This is a genomic window from Streptomyces sp. NBC_01803 (assembly GCF_035917415.1).
In the GTDB taxonomy this organism is placed as follows: Bacteria; Actinomycetota; Actinomycetes; order Streptomycetales; family Streptomycetaceae; genus Streptomyces.
The window spans coordinates 4,974,924-4,997,354 of sequence record NZ_CP109073.1; the positions used below are offsets into that span (position 1 = coordinate 4,974,924).

Sequence of the window (22,431 nt, forward strand, 5' to 3'; positions counted from 1 at the left end):
GCCATGAGACTGGAGGCGATCACCTGGGAGCGGCTGACCGAGGAACTGGCCGAGCGCGTCACGGGGATGCCCGCGCCGGAGGGGGGTGGCGCGTCGTGGACGCGGGTGCTGATCGATGGTGCCGCGGCGGCGCGGCCGGAGGCGCTGGCGGGGGAGTTGGCGGACGCGCTGCGGCTGCGGGGGCGCCCGGCGCTGGCGGTGGGGGCGAACGGCTTTCTGCGCGCCGCGTCGTTGCGTCTGGAGCATGGGCGGCGGGACGCGGACGCCTTCTACGACCTGTGGCTGGACACGGGCGCGCTGTGGCGGGAGGTGTTCACGCCGCTGGAGCCGGGTGGCGGTGGGCGGGTGCTGCCGGACCTGTGGGACGCGGAGCGCGACCGGGCCACCCGGAGTCCGTATGTTCACCTCCCGGTCGGTGGCGTGCTGCTGCTGCACGGGGCGCTGCTGCTGGGGCGGTGGTTCCCGGCGGACCTCTCCGTTCATCTCAGCCTGTCGCCGGGCGCGCTCGCGCGCCGTACGCCGCCGGAGGAGCGCTGGACGCTGCCCGCCTTCGCGCGGTACGAGGAGGAGGTCGGGCCGGGGGCGGTGGCCGACGTCGTGGTGCGGGTGGACGACGCCCGGCGGCCCGCCTGGGGGACGGGCGCGGGGACGGACCCGGGGGCGGACTCGGGGGGTTCGTGAGCCCGGCCGAATCGGGCCGAACTGGTCCGTAGGGTCAGGCGCACCTGCGAGACTTGGCGCTCGCAAGGACGGTGAGCGGTGAACGGGCGGTGGCGTGTCGATGGATGACGTGGTCAGGCCGTATACCACAGATGAGGTGCTGCACGCGGTGGCACTGATCCAGGCGCACCTGGCGGAGGACGAAGAGGCCGTGTCGGCTCTCCAGGACGAGAGCGAGGAGAGCGCCCGGCAGTGCGCGCGGGCGATGTTCGCGCTGGCCCACGTCATCATCTTCGGGCAGGTCATCCCCGAGATGTGGGTGATAAAGGAGAACCTGGACTTCGGGCACACCAGCCACGTGCCGGAGCTGAATCTCGCCATTCACGTGCTGAAGCGGATGGAGGAGCGGATCGGGCTGGCCCATGTGCACCCGGTGGTGGGGGCGTTGTCGGCCGGGGACGTGATGGACCTGATCATCCAGTGCACGGGGACGAAGATGGAGGACGTGCCGGCCTTCCTCGACACCGTCCGGGAACGGACGCTGCGCTCTCCGGATTTCTGATCGGGCCGGATCCGGGCCCGGACCGCTCAGACGTCGGGGGCGTAGTGGCGAGGGGCGGCCCGGTGGTGGCGGGGCGGCAGGCTGCGCGCCGGGGTCTGGCCCAGGGGCGCGTCCGCCCGGACGCGCCCCTGGGCGCGGCGCCAGGCGTCGCGGGCGCGGGGCGGAAGCGGTGCTCGAAGGGCACCAGGCCCCGGCCGAGACGCCTGCCCCGCCCTCGGTCCCGTGAGCGGTGGTGTGAGCGCCAGTGTGCCGGTGGGAGGTCAGGCGAGCCGCCTGATCTCGCCGCGCACCCGGTAGAAGCCGCCGGGCGAGGCGTGCACGGAGTCGACCACATACCGGGCGCCCGGCAGGCGGATGTGCCGGGGGAACTGGACGTTCCAGCCCTGGTCGTATCCCTCCGTCAGGACCCGCGTCCGCAGCCGTGCGCCGTCCTGGACGCACTCCACGATCACGCCCCCGGCGGGCGCTGCGGCGACCGCAGTGACCGTCTCCACCGCCGTCACCGGGGTGTAGGTGGGCAGCGCCGCCGCCGACTTGACGTCCACGGTGGCCGGCAGCGACCCGGCCTGGGCCGCCCCGATGGCCGCCTCGCTCGCGTCCACGCAGGCCAGCGAGCCGTCCGTGGTCACGAGGTACAGCTTCTCGTTCAGATACTGCATCGACAGCGCCGAGCCGCCGCCCGTGCCCAGCTTCCACAGCCGGGTGCCGTCCTGCGCGAAGCAGTAGACCGAGGAGGCGGAGTCGCCCGCGAACACATACCGGCCGCCGGGGGCCGTCGCGCACGAGTACACCACCGAGTCGCAGGCGTACGTCGCCTCCACCCGCCCGGTCGACTTGGCCAGGCGCTGCACCACGCGGCGGTCCGTGCCCGCGTACACCGCGTCGTCCTCCTGCCAGCCGAACAGCACCGCGCCCCGCGTCGGCGTGTGCCACAACTCCCGGCCGCCGTCCGGCGCGTAGGCCGTCACGCCCCGGCCGTGGCCGTGGTAGACCGCGTGGCCGTCACGCCGCACCATCCAGGCGTGGTCCCCGGTGCTGCGCCGCGACCACTGGAACTCGTCCTCGTGGTCGATCACGGTCAGTCCGCCGCTGCGATCCGCCACGTTCAGCACGCCGTCGTGGATGTCCAGCCAGAAGATGTCGACATCGGCGGCTATCTCATAGGCGGCGAACGGGAGCTTGGACGACATGTCGTACACCGTGCCGTCGTCGCACCCGGCGTAGATCCAGAAGTCGTCCGCCACCAGGCACTTCACCCCGTCCGGCAGCCGGTACCTGGCCAGCACCTCGCCGTCGTGGGCCAGCGTGTAGACGTCGCCGTTCTGATTCCCCACCCACGCGCGGTCCTCGTCGACGTGGATGCCGAACGCGGAGGCGCCCGTGCGGAACCGCCACAGCACCGGTGCCACCGCCCGCGCGGTGGACGGCGCGGACGTCACCTGGCGCCGCGTCACCGACCGCGCCGCGCGCTGCCCCTGAACGGCCGGGGCGTACCCCTTCCTGACCTTCTCGTCGATCTTCCGCTCGGCGGCGGCGTGTGCCTTCTCGCGGGTCGCGAACATCGTCGTCTTCAACTGCCCGCCCGATCCGATGCGTCCGTAACGCACCGAGACCGCCGTGCCGTTCACCGACACCTCGTAGAACTTGTGCGCACTGCCGCCGTCCTCGGACAGCTCCAGATACGTCATGGACTCGGGCACGGCGAAGCTCCTTCTCCCACTGGGTCAACTGTGCGTAACGTTAAGGGCTGCCACTGACAGTCCGCCCGGAGCGCTGTCAGTGCCCGGCGATAGCGTGTTCGTCATGGAGCGCATCGAGACAGCCGAGATCCCCGGCCGGGCGGGCCCGGCCGCCACCACAGAGGTCCGGCCGCGCGAGGTGGGACCCGTCCTCATGAAGTACGCGCCCGATCCGGACGGCGATCCGGACCCCGGCGAGATCGTCTGGACCTGGGTGCCCTACGAGGAGAACGACGGGCGGGGCAAGGACCGGCCGGTCCTCGTCGTCGCTCGCGAGGAGGCGTGCGGCACGGTCCTCGCCGTCCAGCTCTCCAGCCGGGACCGGGACGGCGACGCCGAGTGGCTGCCGCTCGGCTCGGGCCCCTGGGACCGCGCCGGACGGGACTCGTGGGTGGATCTGGAGCGTGTCCTGCGGGTGCGCCCGGGCGGCATGCGGCGCGAGGCGTGCGCGCTGGACCGCGCGCGGTTCAACCGCGTGGTGCACAGCCTCCAGGCCCGGCACGGCTGGCGCTGAGCCCATGCCGCACGCCATACCCGCCGCCATACCCACCGGCCTGGTGGCCGACCGCTTCGTCGTGCTCGACTGCGAGACGACGGGATTCAACCCCGAGCGCGGCGACCGCATGGTGTCCCTCGCCCTGGTGACCGTCGAGCGCGGTGTCATCACCGAGCGCTGGACCAGCCTGGTCGACCCGGGACGCGACACCGGCCCGGTCCACATCCACGGCATCACCAACGCGGAGGCCGCCGCCGCTCCGCGCTTCGCCACCCTCGTCCCGGAGATCCTCCGCAGGCTGGACGGCGCCGTGCTGGTCGCGCACAACGTCGGCTTCGACCTCCGTTTCCTCGCGATGGAGCTGGAGCTGGCCGGCACCGGTCGGCTCCCGGCGACCGCGCTGGACACGCTGCGCCTGGCCCGGCGCTTCCTGCCCGAGCTGGACAACCACCGGCTGACCACCTGCGTCGCCGCGCTCGGCATCCCGCACCGCGCCCACCGCGCCGACTCCGACGCCGAGGTCACCGCCGTGCTGCTCACCGAGCTGCTGCGCCGTGCCGCCGAGGACGGCCACACGGACCTGACCCGGCTCAGCGCCCCGGCCGAGGACGTGCTGCGCGAGGAGCGCCGCAAGCGGGTGCGCTGCGACGCGGACACCGACGGCGTCGCCGCCGGTCACCGGGCCGCGCACCTGGTCATCGCGGGGTGGCGGGGCGGCACGGCCGGGTGGCTCGCCGCGCTGGAGACCCTGCGCGCGGAGGGCTGCCCGGAGGCGGGGCGGCTGTGGGGGTGGTTCGGTGGCATGCTGTGCGGCGAGACGTCGGTCTTCGGCCCGCCCCGCCCGGACCTGGCCCGCGACGTGCTGCTGACCGGCCTGGCGCTCCAGCTCGTCGGCCCCGGCCCGGCGCACCGCGAGGACGTGGGGCAGATCGTGACGCAGCTGGCCACGCTGGACCGGGGCACCCGGACCCCCGCCCACCTCCTCGGCCTCTATCCGGACTCCGCCGCCGCCATCGCCGCCCTGCCCGCCTGCGCCGGCTGCTGGTCCTGCGACGCGCTCGGCCTGTGCGACACGGGCAGCGCGGGCGGTGCGCTCGTCTCCCACTACGGCGCGGCCACCCCGCACGCCGACGAGCTGGCCGGGCACCTTCCGCTGCTGGCCGCCGCCGGGGAGGCCGCCGCGCTGGGGCGCGGCGCCCGCTACGCCGGGCAGGTGTGGGAGCGGCGGGGCCGGGTGGAGGAGGCCGTTCGGCTCTGGCACTGGGCCCTGGACCACGGCGCCCGCGACCCGGTGATCTTCAACCGCCTGTCGATGCACCACGAGCGCCGCCGCCAGGACCACGCCACGGCCCTGGCCCTGTGCGAGCAGGCCCTCGCCACCCGCCCCGCCGCCGGGACGTCCCACGCCACATGGACCGCGATCACCCGCCGCGCCGCCCGCTGCCGCCGCCATCTGGCGGCACGTGCGGTGGGTGCCTCCTCTTCTCCCGAGGCCGGGCACGCCTAAGGTGATCATGGTCCGCGCGGAGCGGGCCGGCGTGCGAGACAGCAAGACGCAGAGGAGGCCCGCGGTGGCGGAGGCCGGGACGGTTCTGGAGGACATGCCGCTGGACTGGCGGCGGGCGCTGGCGATCGTGGCGCATCCCGACGATCTGGAGTACGGCGCCGCCGCCGCGATCGCGGAGTGGACGGACGCGGGGCGTGAGGTCGCGTATCTCCTGGTCACCAGGGGAGAGGCCGGGATCGACACCCTCCCGCCCGGGGAGAGCGCCCGGGTCAGGGAAGCCGAGCAGATCGCCGGCGCGGCCGTCGTCGGCGTGCGCTCCGTGGAGTTCCTCGATCACCCGGACGGCGTGATCGAGGAGGGCGTCGCGCTCCGCCGCGACCTGGCCGCCGCCATCAGGGCGCACCGGCCCGAGCTGCTGATCACGCTCAACCACCGCGACACCTGGGGCGGCGGCCGGATCTGGAACACCCCGGACCACCGGATCGTGGGCCGGGCCGTCCTGGACGCGGCGGGGGACGCGGGTAACCGCTGGATCTTTCCCGAGCAGCTCCGGGGCGGGGGCCGGGGCGGAGACGGGGCCGGAGACGGGGCCGGAGACGGGGCCGGGGGCCTGGAGCCTTGGGGCGGCGTGCGGTGGGTCGCGGTGGCGGGCTCGCCGGAGGCGACCCACGCCCAGGCCGTCGGCGAGGACGCCATGGCCCGCGCGGTCGCGTCGCTGGCCGAGCACCGGGCCTATCTCTCCGTGCTCACCGACCAGGAGCCCGCCGCGTACGCCACGGAGCTGCACACCGGCATGGCGGACGCCGTCGCGGCCCGGTTCGGCGGGCGCCGAGGGATCGCCTTCGAGCTTTATCCGCGCTGAAAAAGGGATCCGGAAGTGGCGCTCACCACAGCACCGAGAGGGCCTACTAGGCGTCTTAGGATCCGAATGTGACAAAGGGCCGGGACTTTCGTCCCGGCCCGCCGGGAATTCTGGCGGGGGAGTCGGCCGACTTCCGGGCCTCGGCATGAATGCGCAGGTCGAAGCGGTGCAGGTGGGAGGCGGTGGCAGGCGCGGCGCCGGGGAGGCGTGAATAGCGGTCCGTCGGCGCGGTGTGGAGGGAATTTTTTCCTTAGTTTTCGCTACGGACTCGCTTAGTAATGGCGGTGCTTGTCGTGGGCGCATCGGGCGGTTATCAATGAACTCGTCCGGCCGGATGGTCGGATTTCCCCGAGAGTCAGAGGTTCTCCCCCATGCCGAACACCACCACCATGAACCGCGCCCCCAAGACCGCCCGGATCCGTGCCCGTGCCACCGCCGTCGTGACGGCCGGCCTGTGCGCCTCGGTGGCCCTGACGGGTGCGGCGGTGGCGGCAGAGGGCGCCCACGCCGATGTGTTCGCCTCGCAGACCGCCACCAGCCTCGCCGAGGCCACGCAGGCGCAGGCGCAGGCTCAGGAGAAGGCCGCGGACGTCGCGGAGAAGAAGGCCGCCGCCCAGGCCGCCGCCGAGGCCGAGGCCAAGGCCGAGGCCAAGGAGAAGGCGTGGGTCACCCCCATCTCCGGTGACTTCGCCCTGTCCGCCACCTTCGGCAACAGCGGTGACCGCTGGGCCTCGACCCACAGTGGTCAGGACTTCGCCGTGCCGTCCGGCACCGAGGTCCACACGGTCCACAGCGGCACGGTCGTCAAGGCCGGCGGCAACGGCGCCGGTGACGGTCCCGCGTACGGTAACGCCATCGTGATCAAGCACTCCGACGGCACCTACACCCAGTACGCCCACCTGTCGAAGGTCGAGGTCAAGGTCGGCCAGACCGTCTCCACCGACCAGGAGATCGGCCTCTCCGGCAACACCGGTAACAGCAGTGGCCCCCACTTGCACTTCGAGGTCAGGACCACGGCGGACTACGGCTCGGCCATCGACCCCATGAAGTTCCTGCGCGACCAGGACGTCAGCATATGAGCCGACCGGCACCTCAGCCGGTGAGCGCGGCGGCCCGCTGCCTCCGGCACTCCGCCGTGAGTGCCGGATAGGCCGCCGCGATGGCGCCATAGATCCGCCCGGTCAGCAGCCGACGGCCCTCCGTCCGGCTGCCGCCGGGCGGCAGTGCTTCCAGCAGCAGCACGAGCGGGGCCAGCGTGTCCCGCAAGAACTCCACCTGCCAGCGGGCCAGCTCGCCGGGGGACGCCGACTCGGCCCTGACCGGCCTCGGCCGGTGCCCCCACGAGAGCGTGGCCCGCTCCGCGTCCCGCACGTTCCGATGCTGGACGGCGCGGGCCGTCAGCTCCGCCGGGGAGAGCCGCGGCAGGTCGGCGGGGGCGGTCCTGATCGCCTCCAGGGCCTCCCGGCGCCGCCGGGCCGTCGCCTCCCGCAGCGCCACGGCGCGGCGGCGCCGCAGGTCGCGGGCCGCGACGAAGTCCGGCCGCCGCTCGGCGGCGCGGACCCGCGCGGTCAGATACAGCGCCTCCGGCGCCGTCTCGTCCGGCGCGCCCAGGAACGCGCGCACCAGGAAGGGCGTCCAGCCCCGCGCCCGCAGGGCGTCCGGCGAGCAGTACGCGACCGGGGTCCGGTCCTCGGGATGGGCCATCGTCCCCCTCCTGTTCCCCGGGGTCATGCCCTCGCCGCGCGGGCCCGGAACCTCAGAACAGCGGCTGCGGCAGGACCCCCTCCAGCGCCAGCAGCGCCCGCTTGGTCTCCAGACCGCCGCCGAAGCCGCCTATACCCCCGTCGGCCGCCACCACCCGGTGGCACGGCACGACCACGGGCAGCGGATTCGCGCCCATCGCCGCCCCGACCGCCCGGGCGGCGCCCGGATCCCCGACCCGCGCGGCCAGCTCCCGATACCCCACGACGCTGCCGAAGGGCACCGTCGCCGCCAGCTCCCGCAGCACCTGCCCGGTGAAGCCCGAGACCAGCGACCAGTCCAGCGGCAGCCGGAAATCGCGCAGCCCGCCCTCGAAATACGCCGTGAGCTCCGCCGCCGCCCGCGCCAGCACCGGATCGGGCTCCGCCGCCCCGGCCGGGACCGGGCGCACGCCCAGCCCCGCCGCCAGCCGGGCCAGGGACCGGCCCACCCCGCGCTCGTCGGCGTGGAAGACGACGTTGACCAGGCCGTCGTCGGTGGCGGCGAGGAACAGCGGGCCGATCGGCGTCCGCTCCACCACCCACGCACACCGTGTGTCACCACTCATGCCCGGAAGCGTACGGGGAGCCACTGACAACCGGCCGGGGCCCGCCCGGTCCGGCCTGTGCCCGCCCGGTGCCGCTCCCGGTCTACCGGGCTTCCAGCGCCTCGCGGATCAGCTCGGGGTGGTTCGTGATGACGCCGTCCACCCCGAGGCCGGTCACCCGCTCCGCCGTCGGGCCGTCGTTGACCGTCCAGGTCTGCACCCGCACCGGCTCGCCGTGCGGCCCGTCGACCGACTGGAGCTCGGCCACGTAGTCGGCCGTCAGCTCGCTGACGCGCGGGTTGATCTGGTCGGCGAACGCGGCGTGCTCCGCGATGTCCGCCACCGCCGGGTTCCCGATGAAGCCCGTCGCCACGTCGGGCGCCAGCTCGTGCACGGTCCGCACCGAGGCCGCGTCGAAGCTCTGCACCACCAGCCGGTCACCGGGACGGGCCTCGCGCAGCCAGCCCTCGTCCGCCAGCACGTCGAGGATCTCCTCCTCGATGCCCGGGTACAGCTCCGGCTCCTTCATCTCCAGGAGCAGCCGCTGCCCGTTCGCCGCGAGCCGGTCCAGGAAGTCCGCCAGCGTCGGCACCGCCTCGCCCGCGAACTCCTCGCCGAACCAGCTGCCCGCGTCCAGCCGCGCGATCTCCTCGGCGGTGAAGTCCGACACGTTCCACGGCGCCCGGTCCGGGAAGACCTCCTCCACGTCGGTGGTCCGCCCCAGCGTGGTGTCGTGCAGCAGGATCAGCTCGCCGTCGGCCGTCCGCTGCACGTCCGTCTCGACCCACACGGCCCCCAGCTCGGCCGCCGCGTCGGCGGCGGCCAGAGTGTTCTCCGGCGCGCCGCCCGAGGCGCCCCGGTGCGCGACGATCGCCGGACCGTCCAGCGGGGCGGCGGGCGCGACCGGCGCGACGGCCCCCGCCGTGGCCGGCCCGGCGGGAGCGGTGCCGCCGTCCGTGGCCGGACCGAGGGTGGGCACGGCCCAGACGACGGCCAGCCCCAGCAGCCAGTGGACCCAGTCGGTGGCGGATGTGTGGGGCATGGGGAGACTCCTCGCTTCCGTGCGGGCCGGACGCGGAGAGACTCCCCGTCCGGCGGAAACGAGGGGGAGCGGTGGCGGTTACCGAGAGCTGAACAGCGCGAGACCGTCGGTCGGAGGGGCGGCGTTGTCAGTGGCGGGTCGTACGGTGGAGACCATGCGGCCCGTTTCAGAGATCGAACGCACCACGGCACCCTTCGAGGTCGTCAGTCAGTACCAGCCCAGCGGCGACCAGCCGGCGGCCATCACCGAGCTGGAGAAGCGGGTCGGGGCGGGGGAGAAGGATGTCGTGCTGCTGGGCGCGACCGGCACCGGCAAGTCGGCGACCACCGCGTGGATGATCGAGCGCCTCCAGCGCCCGACGCTGGTGATAGCGCCGAACAAGACGCTGGCCGCCCAATTGGCGAACGAGTTCCGCGAGCTCCTCCCGAACAACGCGGTGGAGTATTTCGTCTCCTACTACGACTACTACCAGCCGGAGGCGTACGTCCCGCAGACGGACACCTATATCGAGAAGGACTCCTCGATCAACGAGGAGGTGGAGCGCCTGCGCCACAGCGCGACGAACGCGCTGCTGACCCGCCGCGACGTCATCGTGGTCGCCTCCGTCTCCTGCATCTACGGCCTGGGCACGCCGCAGGAGTATGTGGACCGGATGGTGCCGCTGAAGGTTGGCCAGGAGATCGACCGGGACGCGATGCTGCGCCGCTTCGTCGACATCCAGTACACGAGGAACGACGTGGCGTTCACCCGTGGCACCTTCCGGGTGCGCGGCGACACCATCGAGATCTTCCCGGTGTACGAGGAGCTGGCCGTCCGGATCGAGATGTTCGGCGACGAGATCGAGGCGCTCTCCACCCTGCACCCGCTCACGGGCGAGGTGATCTCCGACGACGATCACCTGTATGTGTTCCCCGCCTCGCACTATGTCGCCGGGCCCGAGCGGATGGAGCGCGCCGTCTCGGGTATCGAGGCCGAGCTGACCGCCCGGCTGGCGGAGCTGGAGCGGCAGGGCAAGCTGCTGGAGGCCCAGCGGCTGCGGATGCGCACGACGTACGACATCGAGATGATGCGGCAGATCGGCACCTGTTCCGGCATCGAGAACTATTCGCGGCACGTCGACGGCCGCGAGTCCGGCACCGCGCCGCACACCCTCCTGGACTACTTCCCGGACGACTTCCTTCTCGTCATCGACGAGTCGCACAACACGGTCCCGCAGATCGGCGCCATGTTCGAGGGCGACGCCTCACGCAAGCGGACCCTGGTCGATCACGGCTTCCGGCTGCCGTCCGCGATGGACAACCGGCCGCTGAAGTGGGAGGAGTTCCAGGAGCGGATCGGCCAGACGGTGTATCTGTCGGCGACCCCCGGCGCCTACGAGCTGTCCCGGGGCGATGGCGTGGTGGAGCAGATCATCCGGCCCACGGGCCTGATCGATCCGGAGGTGGTGGTCAAGCCCACCGAGGGCCAGATCGACGACCTCGTGCACGAGATCCGCGTGCGGGCCGAGAAGGACGAGCGCGTCCTGGTCACCACGCTGACCAAGAAGATGGCCGAGGACCTCACGGACTACTTCCTGGAGCTGGGCATCCGCGTCCGGTATCTGCACAGCGATGTCGACACGCTGCGCCGCGTGGAGCTGCTGCGGGAGCTGCGCTCCGGCGAGTTCGACGTCCTCGTCGGGATCAACCTGCTGCGGGAGGGCCTGGACCTGCCCGAAGTGTCGCTGGTCGCCATCCTCGACGCCGACAAGGAGGGCTTCCTGCGCTCGGGCACCTCGCTGATCCAGACGATCGGCCGCGCCGCGCGGAATGTGTCGGGCCAGGTCCACATGTACGCCGACCGGGTCACCCCGTCGATGGCGAAGGCCATCGACGAGACGAACCGCCGCCGCGTCCGGCAGATCGCCTACAACGAGGCGCGTGGCATCGACCCGCAGCCGCTGCGCAAGAAGATCAACGACATCGTCGCGACCATCGCCCGCGAGGAGGTCGACACGCGCGAGCTGCTCGGCAGCGGATACCGTCAGCCGGGAGAGGCCAGGAAGGGCAAGGCGCCGTTCCCGACCGCGGGCACCAAGCGCGCTCCCAAGGAGCTGACCGACCGCCCGGCCGCCGAGCTGGCCGAGACGATCGAGCAGCTCACCGAGCGGATGCGGGCCGCCGCGGCGGAGCTGCAGTTCGAGATCGCCGCGCGGCTGCGCGACGAGGTGTCCGACCTGAAGAAGGAGCTGCGGCAGATGCGGGAGGTTGGTCTCAGGTGAGTGTGAACATGAAGAAGGGCCAGGCCATCAGCCTGGAGAAGCCCGGTGGCGGCGGCCTCACCACGGTCCGCATGGGCCTGGGCTGGCAGGCGGCGCAGCGGAAGCGGGGCGGGCTGCTGAAGAGGCTGATCGGCGGCGGGGACATCGACCTCGACGCCTCGGCCGTGCTGTTCGCCGGGGACAAGGCTGAGGACGTCGTCTATTTCGGGAAGCTGAGCGACGACGACAGCTCCGTCGTCCACACCGGGGACAACCTGACGGGAGGCGCCGGGCAGGAGGACGACGAGTCGATCGTCGTCATGCTGGGGCGGCTGCCGCAGCGGATCGACCAGATCGTCTTCACGGTGAACTCGTTCTCGGGACAGACCTTCACCGAGGTGGAGCGGGCGTTCTGCCGGCTGCTCGACGAGGACACCGGGGAGGAGCTGGCCCGGTACACCCTGACCGGCGGCGGTGCGTACACGGCCATGATCATGGCGAAGGTGCGGCGTCAGGGCGCCGGATGGCAGATGACCGCCATCGGCGCCCCGGCGACCGGCCGGACATTCAAGGACCTGCTGCCCGCGATGACACCGCATCTCTAGGAGCCGCTAGGAGCCTCTAGGAGCCGGTGACCGTCACCGCCGCCCGCTGCCGCTGCCCACTGACCGCGACCTCGACGGTGACGGTGCCGGGCCGGAGCGCGGTCAGCTCGCCCGCGGCCGGGTCGAGCGCGGCGATGTGACGCCGCCCGGCGTCGGCCGGGTCTCCCACGTGGAGCCCGGTCGAGCCGGACCAGTCCGCGCTGACCGGGAACGTCACGGGCACCTCGCGCGCGCCGCCGCCCGCCCCGTTCTGCGTGATCGTGGCGCCGACCGGGGCCGTGCCGCCCACCGTCAGTGTCCGGGGCGCGGTGAGCGTCAGCCCGTCCACGTGCGGCCTGGTCTGCACCGACAGCCAGTCCGAGGTGGTGGTGGCCGGGCGCGGCCCCGGCCCCGGTGCCGCCCGGGCCCGGTCCACGCCGACCAGGGTCCAGCCGGTGAAGCCGCCCTCGTCCGGCGGCGCGGCCCGGTCCGCCCCGGCGCCGCCGCCGATCACATACGGCACGCCCTCCAGGTGGTAGGCGTCGAAGACCCCCGCATGCCCGCCGAAGAACGCCGCGCCCTTGCCCGTCTCGCGCCGGAAGCCGGACAGCCACGCCTCCAGCAGGGCGGCCTCCCGGCGGTCGGTGAGCCGGCTGACCGGCCGGCTCGTGGTGTCCCTCGGCGGCACATGGGTGAGCACCACCACCGATCCGATCGAACGGTCCCGGGCGGCGTCGTCCAGCAGCGCCCTCAGCCCCGTGATCTGCTCGTATCCGCCGCCGCGCAAGGTGAGGGACGAGGTGTCCAGGGTGATGAACCGGGTGCCCCGGTGGTCGAACGTCCGGTGTGCCGGGCCGATCTCCTCCTCGAACCGGCCGATCGACCCGCCCCTCACCTCGTGGTCGCCCGGCACGTAGTACCAGGGCAGGCCGTCCCCGAGCTCCTCCTCGATCATCCGCCGGGCGAACGCCAGGTCCTCCGGTGAGCCCTCATCCACCCAGTCGCCGTTGATCACCACCACGTCGGGGTCGGCTTCCCGCACCTCCCGCAGGGTCCGGCGGGCGGACGCGACCAGGGCGCTGTCCGGGTCCCGCGCGACGAACCGCGCGTCCGAGACCACGGCGAACCGCCAGTCCCGGGCCGCCACCTCCGCCCCCGGCGCGATCAGCGGATCGGCCGGGCCGCTCTCCGCCGGCAGCGTCACCTCGGGCGGGGTGCGCACCCGCAGGTCGTCGACGGCGATCCGGCCGGTGTAGCGCTGATCGGGCTGGGTCTCCGCCAGGTAGAACCGGCGCACCGACAGTGGGAAGGCCAGGCCCGCCGGCACCTCGAAGGTGACCTGCCGCCACCCCTCCCAGGTGACCTGCGGCGCCCGCAGCACCTGGCTCGCGCCGTGGGCGTCCAGGAGGTGGAGGGAGGGCCAGGCACCGTGGCCGTCGCCGTCGATCCAGAGCGTGAAGCTCTCGGGCTGCCCGGTGACCGGGATGTCGGCGGGCGGCGTGGCGTACGCGGCGCGGGTCCCGGTGCTCAGCCCGAAGTCGTACGTCATGGCCAGCGCGCCGCCGTCGTAGCCGGTGGGATCGGGGGACAGGGAGCCGGCGGCCCGCGCGTGGCTGAACGTCCACTCCCCGGCGTTCTCGAAGTCCGCCACGGCGGTCTCGTCCAGGCCGATGGTGACGGCCAGTGTGGTGGAGACCCCGGCGACGGTCACGGTGACCCGCCCGGACACGGCCGGCCTGTCCGAGGCGGCGGTGACCCGGAACCCGCCGCGCGCCGGGTCCGGCTCGACGGTGAACAGGGAGGTGTCGTAGGCGAAGGCGGCATCGGCCGGCTCTATGGGCGCCGAGTGCCCGGCCGCGTCGTGGCCGAGCAGGCCGAACGTCGCCTCGGCGGCCGGGTCCGCGAGCCCGATCCGGCGGGCGGTGGGCGCCAGCCGGTCCAGCTCCCCGAGCACGGTCAGGATGAGGGAGCCGTCCGCGCGCCCCTGGGCGGCGGTGATCTCGGCGGTGCCGGTCCGGGCGGCCCGAAACACGCCGTCGCCGCTCACCCGGCCCACGGCGGGCCGGTCGCTGCGCCAGCGGACGGACGCCGCCTCGGCCGGGCCATAGGTCTCGTCGTAGGGGGTGGCCGTCAGCCGCCGGGTGAGGCCGGGGAACACGCGGTCGGGGTGGCCGCCCGGCACCGCGTCGGCCGTGGGGGCGGTGGCCGGGGCGGCGGTGGTGGTCACACGGAAGCCGGCCGGGACGCCGCTGCCCTCCGGGGTGGTGAGGGCGAGCCCGTTGGGCACCGCCCGCTCCTGCCCGTCCGAGGGACTGTTGACCAGGCGCGGGGCGCTGTCGCCGGGCTCGCGGGCCAGCAGGGTGGTGGAGCCGCCGCCGTCCAGGTTGAGGGCGCTCCAGGCGCCGAGGTCCGCCATCATCACCGCCAGCTCGGTGAGGGTGGTGCCGCCGGAGTGCGCCTGGCGGCCGTCCACGGTCAGGAGGAACATCTCCTGGCCGTCGCGGGAGAAGCCGACGGCGGTGCGTGGCGCGGTGGCGTCATTGGGCCGGCCCTCCCAGTCCAGCGGCTCGCCGTCGGCCACCAGCACACCGCGCCCGCCGACCGCCGTGCGGGGCAGCGGGCAGCCGTCGCCGGTCCTGGGGGCGTACTCCACGTCGACGCTGTCACCCGCCACCAGACCGGCCAGGGTCCGCGCCCCGGCCTCGCGGCCGAGCAGCACGGTGCTTCCGTCCGGGATCGGGCCGCTGCCGGGCTTCTCGGACACGGCCGTGACCTCGCCGTCCTCGACGACGACCTCGGTGACGTCGGCGGCCCCGGTCACCGGCAAGGCCCGGTCGGCCTCGCCCCACCGGGCGGTGTAGAGGCCGATGCCGCCGACGGGCACGCCCGCCGCGTTGTACCCGTCGAGGTCCGTCTCGCCCGTGGGCAGCGAGAGGGTGCCGTCGAAGAACAGCTCCAGGACGCGGCCCGCGCTGTCCGGGCCGATGCCCACGGCCTCCACGGCGCCACCGGTGCCGGAGTGGAGCAGCTCGCCACCGGCGATGCCCGCGCCGAGCGGTGCCTGGGAGCCGTTGATGTCGAAGAAGTCGCCGTTGATCGCCGCCACGGTGGTGCGGCCCTCGCCTGGGTCGTGGGCGGCGGCCAGCTCGCTGACGGGCGCGGCGGCGGCCACGTCCCCGGCGGCGAGGTGGTCCACCCGCAGGTCGCTCGTCAGATCGACGCTGAGTGCCTGGGCACTCAGCCACTTGTCGGATTCCAGGCGCTGGAACGTCGTCAGCTCGGCGCCCGGCGCGATCGGCCGCTCGGTGCGCGACAGCTCCATGCCGTCGTGCTCGGCCACCCCGGCCGACGCGGCCCGGGGGACCGTCCCGGCCGCCTCCGGCGGCGCCAGACCGACCGTCAGCGCCGCCGCCACCGCGACCAGCGCCAGCGAACGCGCGCGAACTCCCTGGCGGACAGCGGCTCCCGGCATGGGCGGCTCCCTCGAACGCTGGCCCCGGCCGCGCTCGACGCACGGCCGACGGCTCAGCGTCCCAAGGGAAGACCGGTCTGCTCCAGAGGGCCCCTTCGAACGTCAGGCGAACAACTCCCCGCCGCCTACTTCTTCCGGGTGGCGGCCTTCTTCCGCGCGGGCTTCCGCGGCGCCGGCGGCGCGTCGGTGACGGCGTCGCCCAGCATGTCCCGCAGGAACTTCCCGGTGTGGCTGGTCGGCACCGACGCGACCTGCTCCGGCGTACCCTCCGCGATCACCAGGCCACCGCCCGAGCCGCCCTCCGGACCCATGTCCACCACCCAGTCCGCCGTCTTGATGACGTCCAGGTTGTGCTCGATGACGATCACCGTGTTGCCCTTGTCGACCAGGTCGGACAGGACCGAGATCAGCTTGCGGATGTCCTCGAAGTGCAGACCGGTGGTCGGCTCGTCCAGCACATACACCGTGCTGCCCGTGGACCGCTTCTGGAGCTCGGAGGCGAGCTTGACGCGCTGCGCCTCACCGCCCGACAGCGTCGGGGCGGGCTGCCCGAGCCGGACATATCCCAGGCCGACGTCCTTCAGCGTCCGCAGGTGCCGGGCGATGGCGGGGACCGCCTCGAAGAAGTCCAGCGCCTCCTCGATGGGCAGATCCAGCACCTCCGCGATGGACTTCCCCTTGAAGTGCACCTCCAGCGTCTCCCGGTTGTACCGGGCGCCGTGACAGACCTCGCACGGCACATAGACGTCGGGCAGGAAGTTCATCTCGATCTTGATCGTGCCGTCGCCCGAGCAGTTCTCGCAGCGACCGCCCTTCACGTTGAACGAGAAGCGGCCCGGCAGATAGCCGCGGACCTTGGCCTCCACGGTCTCCGCGAACAGCTTGCGGATGTGGTCGAAGACACCCGTGTACGTCGCCGGGTTCGACCGGGGGGTGCGGCCGATGGGGGACTGGTCGACGTGCACCACCTTGTCCACCTGGTCGTCGCCCGTGACACGGGTGTGCCGGCCGGGCACGGACTTCGCGCCGTTCAGCTCGCGGGCCAGGTGGGTGTAGAGGATGTCGTTGACCAGGGTGGACTTGCCCGAGCCGGAGACGCCGGTGACGGCGGTCAGCACCCCGATCGGGAAGCTGACGTCGATCCCCCGCAGGTTGTGCTCGCGGGCGCCGTGCACGGTGAGCTGCCGCCCGGGGTCCACGTCCCGCCGCTTCGGCGGCGTCGGGATGGCCCGCGCGCCGGACAGATACTGCCCGGTCAGCGACTCCGTGTTCGTCAGGAGCTCGGCCAGCGGCCCGCTGTGCACCACCTTGCCGCCGTGCTCGCCCGCGCCCGGCCCGATGTCCACCACCCAGTCCGAGGTCCTGATCGTGTCCTCGTCGTGCTCGACCACGATCAGCGTGTTCCCCAGGTCGCGGAGGCGGACCAGGGTCTCGATCAGCCGGTGGTTGTCCCGCTGGTGCAGGCCGATCGACGGCTCGTCCAGCACATACAGCACGCCGACCAGGCCCGAGCCGATCTGCGTGGCGAGCCGGATGCGCTGCGCCTCGCCGCCCGACAGCGTCCCCGCCGCGCGGTCCAGCGACAGATAGTCCAGCCCGACGTCCACGAGGAACCGCAGCCGCTCGTTGACCTCTTTGAGCACGCGCTCCGCGATGGCCTTCTCACGGTCGCTCAGCGTCATGCCGCGCAGGAAGTCGGCGCACTCGCTGATCGACATCCCGGCGACCTCGGCGATCGACTTCCCCTGCACCGTCACCGCGAGGACCAGCGGCTTCAGCCGCGTGCCCCGGCATGCCGGGCACGGCGCCTCCCGCATATAGCCCTCGAAGCGCTCCCGGCTGGAGTCCGTCTCGGCCTCGGCGTGCCGCCGCCGGATGAACGGCAGCACGCCCTCGAACGCCGTCGTGTACGCCCGCTCCTGACCGTGCCGGTTCTCGTAGCGGACCTCGATCTTGGTCTTGTGGCCGTGCAGCAGGGCCTTGTGCGCGCGCTGCGGGAGGCCCTCCCAGGGGATGTCCGTCCGGAAGTTCAGCGCGTTCCCCAGGGCGCCGATCAGCAGGTTGAAATAGCCCTTGGTGTGCCCGTGGGACCAGGGGTGGATGGCGCCCTCGTCCAGCGTCTTCTCCGGGTCCGGGATGATCAGCTCCGGATCGACCTCCATCCGGGTGCCGATGCCCGTGCACTCCGGGCAGGCGCCGAACGGCGAGTTGAACGAGAAGGAGCGCGGCTCCAACTCCTCGAAGGAGAGGTCGTCATACGGGCAGTACAGGTGCTCGGAGAACATCCGCTCGCGCTGCGGGTCGTCCTCGGGCAGATCCACGAAGTCCAGCACGACCATGCCGCCGGAGAGCCCGAGCGCGGTCTCCACCGAGTCGGTCAGCCGCCGCTTGGCGCTCTCCTTCACCGTGAGGCGGTCCACGACCACCTCGATGGTGTGCTTCTCCTGCTTCTTCAGCTTCGGCGGGTCGGTGAGCTGGACCGTGGCGCCGTCCACCCGGGCCCTGCTGTACCCCTTGGTCTGGAGATCCGCGAAGAGGTCCGCGAACTCGCCCTTGCGCTCGCGCGCCAGCGGCGAGAGCACCTGGAAGCGGCTGCCCTCCTCCAACGCGAGCACCTTGTCCACGATGGCCTGTGGCGACTGCCGGGCGATGGGCCGGCCGCACTCCGGGCAGTGCGGCCTGCCGATCCGGGCGAACAGCAGCCGCAGATAGTCGTAGACCTCGGTGATCGTGCCGACCGTCGAGCGGGGATTGCGCGAGGTCGACTTCTGGTCGATGGAGACGGCGGGGGAGAGGCCCTCGATGAAGTCCACGTCGGGCTTGTCCATCTGCCCGAGGAACTGCCGCGCGTACGCGGACAGGGACTCCACGTAACGGCGCTGGCCCTCCGCGAAGATCGTGTCGAAGGCGAGCGAGGACTTGCCCGATCCCGACAGCCCGGTGAAGACGATGAGCGAGTCGCGGGGCAGATCGAGCGAGACGTTCTGCAGATTGTGCTCGCGAGCGCCACGAACGATGAGTCGGTCGGCCACGCCGGATGGCACCTTTCCTGAGAAAGAACTGGGAACCCGCCGGATGCGAGCAACCCCGTTCAAGAGTAGGGGCGGCATCTGACAATCACGGACCCTATAGCACGTGCGTTCGATTCTCGGCGGTTCCCCCTTTCTTTCACCCGATGGAGTGGACGGGCGCGTTAGCGTGTGATCATGAACGGACCCGCAGCGGACCTCCTCGGCCTCCAGGACGCCACCGACCGTCTCCTCGTCACCGTCGCCACCCTCGACGACACCGCCGTCGCCCAGCCCTCGCGCCTCCCCGGCTGGACCCGGGGCCACGTCCTGGCCCACCTCGCGCGGAACGCCGACGGCCTCGTGAACGTCCTCGCCGGCCGCCCCATGTACCCCAGTGACGCCACCAGGAACGCCGACATCGAGCGCGACGCCTCCCGCCCGCCGGCCACCCACCTCGCCGACCTGCGGGACAGCGCCGCCCGCTTCGCCGACGCCGCCGACCGCCTCACCGACGAGGAATGGCACGTCACGGTCACCCTCCGCAACGGCGTCACCGACCGGGTCGCCTCCCTCCCGCTCCGCCGCTGGGTCGAGGTCGAGCTGCACCACATCGACCTCGACGCCGGGCACACCGTCGCCGACCTCCCCGGCGCCTTCACCGACCGCGCCCTGCCCTACCTCACCGACCGCTTCACCGGCCACCCCGCCCTGCCAGCCCTGGAGCTGCGCACCGAGGACGGCCGTGCCTGGCCCACCGGCGGCGCGAGCGGCGGCCCGCACGTCATCGCCGGCACCCCCGCCGCACTCGTCGGCTGGCTGAGCGGACGCACCCCCGGCACTGGCCTGACCATCGGCGGCCCCGGTGGCTCGCTGCCCGAGCTGCCACCGCTCTGACACACTGACGGTCATGTCCTACACCGGAAACGTCACCGTCGGCGGGCCGGCGGGCGTGCACGAGCTGGCCAAGCTGATCATCTCCAAGGCCGCCGTCGGCCCCATGGAGAACAACGCCTACCTGCTGCGCTGCCGCGACACGGGCGAACAGCTCCTCATCGACGCCGCCGCCCAGCCCGCCACCCTCCTGTCCCTCATCGGCGACGACGGCATCTCCGGCGTGGTCACCACCCACCGCCACGCCGACCACTGGCAGGCGCTCGACGAGGTGGCGCGCGCCACCGGCGCGCTCACGTACGCGGGCCGGTACGACGCCGAGGGCATCCCGGTCCCCACCGCCGTCCTGGTCGAGGACGGCGACGAGATCACCGTGGGCTCCTGCCGCCTCACCGCCCGGCATCTCGTCGGCCACACCCCCGGCTCCATCGCCCTGATCTACGACGACCCCGACGGGCACCCCCATGTCTTCACCGGCGACTGCCTCTTCCCCGGTGGCGTCGGCAACACCCGGGGCGACGCCACCGCGTTCACCCGCCTCCTGCACGACGTCGAGACCAAGCTCTTCGCCCCGCTCCCCGACGAGACATGGGTCTACCCGGGCCACGGGGCCGACACCACCCTGGGCGCGGAACGCCCCCACCTGACGGAATGGCGCGAACGCGGCTGGTAGCCCCGGCGGGCTTCTCCGCCCGTGCGGCATGGCGCGGGTCGCGGGGTCAGGTGCGGCTCGGCAGCCGCGCGGTCGTCGCTGGTGTTTGGTGTTTTGTTCGCTTCTCCGCCCGTGCGGCATGGCGCGGGTCGTGAGGTCAGGTGCGGCTCGGCAGCCGCGCGGTCGTCGCTGGTGTTTGGTGTTTTGTTCGCTTCTCCGCCCGTGCGGCATGGCGCGGGTCGTGAGGTCAGGTGCGGCTCGGCAGCCGCGCGGTCGTCGCTGGTGTTTGGTGTTTTGTTCGCTTCTCCGCCCGTGCGGCACGGTGCGGGTCGTGAGGTCAAGTGCGGCTCGGCAGCCGCGCGGTCGTCGCTCACGGTGTCAGTGCCGAGCAGTAGGGTGGCGACCATGGCCGACCCCTCCAGCTACCGCCCGAGGCCGGGCGAGATCCCCGACTCGCCCGGGGTCTATCGCTTCCGCGACGATCACCGCCGGGTGATCTATGTCGGGAAGGCGAAGAGCCTGCGACAGCGCCTTTCGTCGTATTTCCAGGACATCTCCGGCCTGCACCCCCGGACGGCCACCATGGTCACCACGGCCGCCTCCGTGGAGTGGACCATGGTCTCCACCGAGGTCGAGGCCCTCCAGCTCGAATACTCCTGGATCAAGGAGTTCGACCCCCGTTTCAACGTGAAGTACCGCGACGACAAGAGCTATCCGTCGCTCGCCGTCACCATGAACGAGGAGTTCCCCCGCGCCCAGGTCATGCGCGGCCCCAAGCGCAAGGGTGTCCGGTATTTCGGCCCCTACGGCCACGCCTGGGCCATCCGGGAGACCGTCGACCTCCTGCTGCGCGTCTTCCCCATCCGGACCTGTTCCGCGGGTGTCTTCAAGCGCGCGACCGCCGTCGGCCGCCCCTGTCTCCTCGGCTATATCGACAAGTGCTCCGCCCCTTGCACCGGCCGGGTCACCGCCGAGGAGCACCGCGAGCTGGCCGAGGACTTCTGCGACTTCATGGCCGGCCGCACCGGCACCTATCTGCGCCGGCTCGAAGAGCGGATGCGCGAGGCCGCCGAGGAGCTCGAGTACGAGCGGGCCGGCCGGCTGCGGGACGACATCGAGGCGCTGAAGCGCGCCATGGAGAAGAACGCGGTCGTCCTCGCCGACGCCACCGACGCCGACCTGATCGCCCTCGCCGAGGACGAGCTGGAGGCGGCCGTGCAGATCTTCCACGTGCGCGGCGGCCGGGTGCGCGGCCAGCGCGGCTGGGTCACCGACAAGGTGGAGCAGGTCACCACCGCCGATCTGGTGGAGAGCGCCCTCCAGCAGCTCTACGGCGAGGAGCGCGGCGACAGCGTGCCCAAGGAGGTCCTGGTCCCGGCGCTCCCCGAGCCGGCCGAGCCCGTCGCGGAGTGGCTCACCGAGCACCGCGGCGCGCGCGTCAGCCTGCGCGTCCCGCAGCGCGGCGACAAGAAGGACCTGATGGCGACCGTGCAGCGCAACGCCGAGCAGGCGCTCGTGCTGCACAAGACCAAGCGCGCCTCCGACCTCACCACCCGCTCCCGCGCCCTGGAGGAGATCGCGGAGGCCCTCGCCCTGGACTCGGCCCCGCTGCGCATCGAGTGCTTCGACATCTCCCACCTCCAGGGCGACGACGTGGTGGCCTCCATGGTCGTCTTCGAGGACGGCCTCGCCCGCAAGAGCGAGTACCGCCGGTTCCAGATCAAGAGCTTCGCCGGACAGGACGATGTCCGCGCCATGCACGAGGTGATCTCCCGGCGCTTCCGCCGCTATCTGCGCGAGCGCGAGCGGACCGGCGAGTGGGCCGTCGAGGAGCGGGACCCCGACCAGGAGCGGGGACCGGACGACGACGGGATCGAGATCACGCCCTCGCCCCGGGACGAGGACGGCCGCCCCAAGCGCTTCGCCTACCCGCCGCAGCTCGTGGTCGTGGACGGCGGGCAGCCGCAGGTGGCCGCCGCCCGCCGGGCCCTGGACGAGCTGGGCATCGACGATGTCGCCGTCTGCGGCCTGGCCAAGCGCCTGGAGGAGGTCTGGCTGCCCGGCGAGGACGACCCGGTGATCCTGCCCCGCACCAGCGAGGGGCTCTACCTGCTGCAGCGGGCACGTGACGAGGCCCACCGCTTCGCGATCCGCTATCAGCGGGGCAAGCGGTCACAATCGATAAGAAGGGGTCCCCTCGACGCCGTGCCCGGCCTCGGGGAGACCCGCACGAAAGCCCTGCTCAAGCACTTCGGCTCGGTCAAGCGGCTGCGCGCCGCGACGATCGAGGAGATCTGCGAGGTCCCGGGGGTGGGCCGGAGAACGGCGGAGACGGTCGCCGCGGTCCTCGCCCAGGACAGTCGGCCCGCCCCAACGGTCAACACCGCCACCGGCGAGATCATCGAGGACTGAGCGGGGGCTCAGCGC

The 22,431-nt window shown here is 72.7% G+C and carries 17 protein-coding genes; 11 read left to right on the top strand and 6 right to left on the bottom strand.

The features are described from left to right. Positions 1–3: 3 nt before the first annotated feature. Both OIE51_RS22640 and OIE51_RS22645 read left to right on the top strand, forming a co-directional pair. A complete protein-coding gene (locus OIE51_RS22640; protein ID WP_326599607.1) occupies positions 4–681 on the top strand; it encodes a uridine kinase in 678 nt (225 codons plus the stop codon). A gap of 100 nt (positions 682–781) precedes the next feature. Continuing rightward, a complete protein-coding gene (locus OIE51_RS22645; RefSeq protein ID WP_326599608.1) occupies positions 782–1,222 on the top strand; it encodes a DUF6224 family protein in 441 nt (146 codons plus the stop codon). A 260-nt stretch (positions 1,223–1,482) separates the two neighbouring features. Here the strand turns inward: OIE51_RS22645 and OIE51_RS22650 are convergent, their stop codons facing one another. Beyond that, complete coding sequence (locus tag OIE51_RS22650; protein WP_326600750.1) at positions 1,483–2,910, bottom strand: WGR domain-containing protein; 1,428 nt, start codon at positions 2,908–2,910, stop codon at positions 1,483–1,485. Between the two features lie 115 nt (positions 2,911–3,025). Here OIE51_RS22650 and OIE51_RS22655 point away from each other — a divergent pair, with 115 nt between their 5' ends. The 4 genes from OIE51_RS22655 to OIE51_RS22670 all read left to right on the top strand — a co-directional run bounded on the left by OIE51_RS22655 (position 3,026) and on the right by OIE51_RS22670 (position 6,905). Then, positions 3,026–3,475 carry a type II toxin-antitoxin system PemK/MazF family toxin gene (locus tag OIE51_RS22655; protein WP_326599610.1) on the top strand — a complete coding sequence of 150 codons (450 nt, stop codon included), beginning with the start codon at positions 3,026–3,028 and terminating at the stop codon, positions 3,473–3,475. A gap of 4 nt (positions 3,476–3,479) precedes the next feature. Next, complete coding sequence (locus OIE51_RS22660; protein WP_326599612.1) at positions 3,480–4,964, top strand: exonuclease domain-containing protein; 1,485 nt, start codon at positions 3,480–3,482, stop codon at positions 4,962–4,964. Positions 4,965–5,058: 94 nt separating this feature from the next. Next, positions 5,059–5,826 (top strand): PIG-L deacetylase family protein, encoded by a 768-nt coding sequence (locus tag OIE51_RS22665; protein ID WP_326600751.1) that lies wholly within the window; start codon positions 5,059–5,061, stop codon positions 5,824–5,826. 371 nt (positions 5,827–6,197) lie between these two features. After that, on the top strand, positions 6,198–6,905 hold the full coding sequence (locus OIE51_RS22670) for a M23 family metallopeptidase (protein ID WP_442811995.1): 708 nt from the start codon (positions 6,198–6,200) through the stop codon (positions 6,903–6,905). Between the two features lie 13 nt (positions 6,906–6,918). Here OIE51_RS22670 and OIE51_RS22675 read toward each other — a convergent pair whose 3' ends face one another. The 3 genes from OIE51_RS22675 to OIE51_RS22685 all read right to left on the bottom strand — a co-directional run bounded on the left by OIE51_RS22675 (position 6,919) and on the right by OIE51_RS22685 (position 9,155). Next, on the bottom strand, positions 6,919–7,530 hold the full coding sequence (locus OIE51_RS22675; RefSeq protein WP_326599613.1) for a hypothetical protein: 612 nt from the start codon (positions 7,528–7,530) through the stop codon (positions 6,919–6,921). Positions 7,531–7,582: 52 nt separating this feature from the next. Then, positions 7,583–8,134, bottom strand: coding sequence for a methylated-DNA--[protein]-cysteine S-methyltransferase (locus tag OIE51_RS22680; RefSeq protein ID WP_326599614.1), 552 nt, complete (start codon positions 8,132–8,134; stop codon positions 7,583–7,585). 82 nt (positions 8,135–8,216) lie between these two features. Next, positions 8,217–9,155: a glycerophosphodiester phosphodiesterase gene (locus tag OIE51_RS22685; RefSeq protein WP_326599615.1), complete on the bottom strand. Its 939-nt coding sequence runs from the start codon at positions 9,153–9,155 to the stop codon at positions 8,217–8,219. Between the two features lie 154 nt (positions 9,156–9,309). Between OIE51_RS22685 and uvrB the strand changes: the two genes are divergently transcribed. Then, the gene (gene uvrB, locus OIE51_RS22690) at positions 9,310–11,415 is read left to right on the top strand and encodes an excinuclease ABC subunit UvrB (protein WP_326599616.1); all 2,106 of its coding nucleotides are present in this window, start codon (positions 9,310–9,312) and stop codon (positions 11,413–11,415) included. Beyond that, entirely contained in the window at positions 11,412–11,999 is a 588-nt protein-coding gene (locus OIE51_RS22695; RefSeq protein ID WP_326599617.1) for a TerD family protein, read from the top strand. Before uvrB ends, OIE51_RS22695 begins: the two co-directional genes overlap by 4 nt. Before the next feature lie 16 nt (positions 12,000–12,015). Here OIE51_RS22695 and OIE51_RS22700 read toward each other — a convergent pair whose 3' ends face one another. After that, entirely contained in the window at positions 12,016–15,450 is a 3,435-nt protein-coding gene (locus OIE51_RS22700) for a phosphodiester glycosidase family protein (RefSeq protein WP_326599619.1), read from the bottom strand. A 125-nt stretch (positions 15,451–15,575) separates the two neighbouring features. Next, positions 15,576–18,482 (bottom strand): excinuclease ABC subunit UvrA, encoded by a 2,907-nt coding sequence (gene uvrA, locus OIE51_RS22705; protein WP_326599620.1) that lies wholly within the window; start codon positions 18,480–18,482, stop codon positions 15,576–15,578. A gap of 174 nt (positions 18,483–18,656) precedes the next feature. On the opposite strand from uvrA, the gene OIE51_RS22710 reads away from it, so the two are divergent. From OIE51_RS22710 to uvrC, 3 genes are all read left to right on the top strand, one after another. Beyond that, positions 18,657–19,355 carry a maleylpyruvate isomerase family mycothiol-dependent enzyme gene (locus OIE51_RS22710; protein WP_326599621.1) on the top strand — a complete coding sequence of 233 codons (699 nt, stop codon included), beginning with the start codon at positions 18,657–18,659 and terminating at the stop codon, positions 19,353–19,355. A 13-nt stretch (positions 19,356–19,368) separates the two neighbouring features. Then, the gene (locus OIE51_RS22715) at positions 19,369–20,025 is read left to right on the top strand and encodes an MBL fold metallo-hydrolase (RefSeq protein ID WP_326599622.1); all 657 of its coding nucleotides are present in this window, start codon (positions 19,369–19,371) and stop codon (positions 20,023–20,025) included. Positions 20,026–20,409: 384 nt separating this feature from the next. Then, on the top strand, positions 20,410–22,416 hold the full coding sequence (uvrC, locus tag OIE51_RS22720) for an excinuclease ABC subunit UvrC (RefSeq protein ID WP_326599623.1): 2,007 nt from the start codon (positions 20,410–20,412) through the stop codon (positions 22,414–22,416). Positions 22,417–22,431: the final 15 nt, after the last annotated feature.

Excerpts from the sequence above, each read along its gene's own strand:
- OIE51_RS22670 (WP_442811995.1), top strand. The coding sequence starts at position 6,198 with ATGCCGAACACCACCACCATGAACCGCGCCCCCAAGACCGCCCGGATC.
- OIE51_RS22685 (WP_326599615.1), bottom strand. The coding sequence starts at position 9,155 with ATGCCCCACACATCCGCCACCGACTGGGTCCACTGGCTGCTGGGGCTG.
- OIE51_RS22710 (WP_326599621.1), top strand. The coding sequence starts at position 18,657 with ATGAACGGACCCGCAGCGGACCTCCTCGGCCTCCAGGACGCCACCGAC.
- OIE51_RS22640 (WP_326599607.1), top strand. The coding sequence starts at position 4 with ATGAGACTGGAGGCGATCACCTGGGAGCGGCTGACCGAGGAACTGGCC.
- OIE51_RS22715 (WP_326599622.1), top strand. The coding sequence starts at position 19,369 with ATGTCCTACACCGGAAACGTCACCGTCGGCGGGCCGGCGGGCGTGCAC.
- OIE51_RS22700 (WP_326599619.1), bottom strand. The coding sequence starts at position 15,450 with ATGCCGGGAGCCGCTGTCCGCCAGGGAGTTCGCGCGCGTTCGCTGGCG.
- OIE51_RS22675 (WP_326599613.1), bottom strand. The coding sequence starts at position 7,530 with ATGGCCCATCCCGAGGACCGGACCCCGGTCGCGTACTGCTCGCCGGAC.
- OIE51_RS22645 (WP_326599608.1), top strand. The coding sequence starts at position 782 with ATGGATGACGTGGTCAGGCCGTATACCACAGATGAGGTGCTGCACGCG.
- OIE51_RS22680 (WP_326599614.1), bottom strand. The coding sequence starts at position 8,134 with ATGAGTGGTGACACACGGTGTGCGTGGGTGGTGGAGCGGACGCCGATC.
- OIE51_RS22655 (WP_326599610.1), top strand. The coding sequence starts at position 3,026 with ATGGAGCGCATCGAGACAGCCGAGATCCCCGGCCGGGCGGGCCCGGCC.
- OIE51_RS22650 (WP_326600750.1), bottom strand. The coding sequence starts at position 2,910 with ATGACGTATCTGGAGCTGTCCGAGGACGGCGGCAGTGCGCACAAGTTC.
- uvrC (WP_326599623.1), top strand. The coding sequence starts at position 20,410 with ATGGCCGACCCCTCCAGCTACCGCCCGAGGCCGGGCGAGATCCCCGAC.
- OIE51_RS22665 (WP_326600751.1), top strand. The coding sequence starts at position 5,059 with ATGCCGCTGGACTGGCGGCGGGCGCTGGCGATCGTGGCGCATCCCGAC.
- uvrB (WP_326599616.1), top strand. The coding sequence starts at position 9,310 with ATGCGGCCCGTTTCAGAGATCGAACGCACCACGGCACCCTTCGAGGTC.
- OIE51_RS22660 (WP_326599612.1), top strand. The coding sequence starts at position 3,480 with ATGCCGCACGCCATACCCGCCGCCATACCCACCGGCCTGGTGGCCGAC.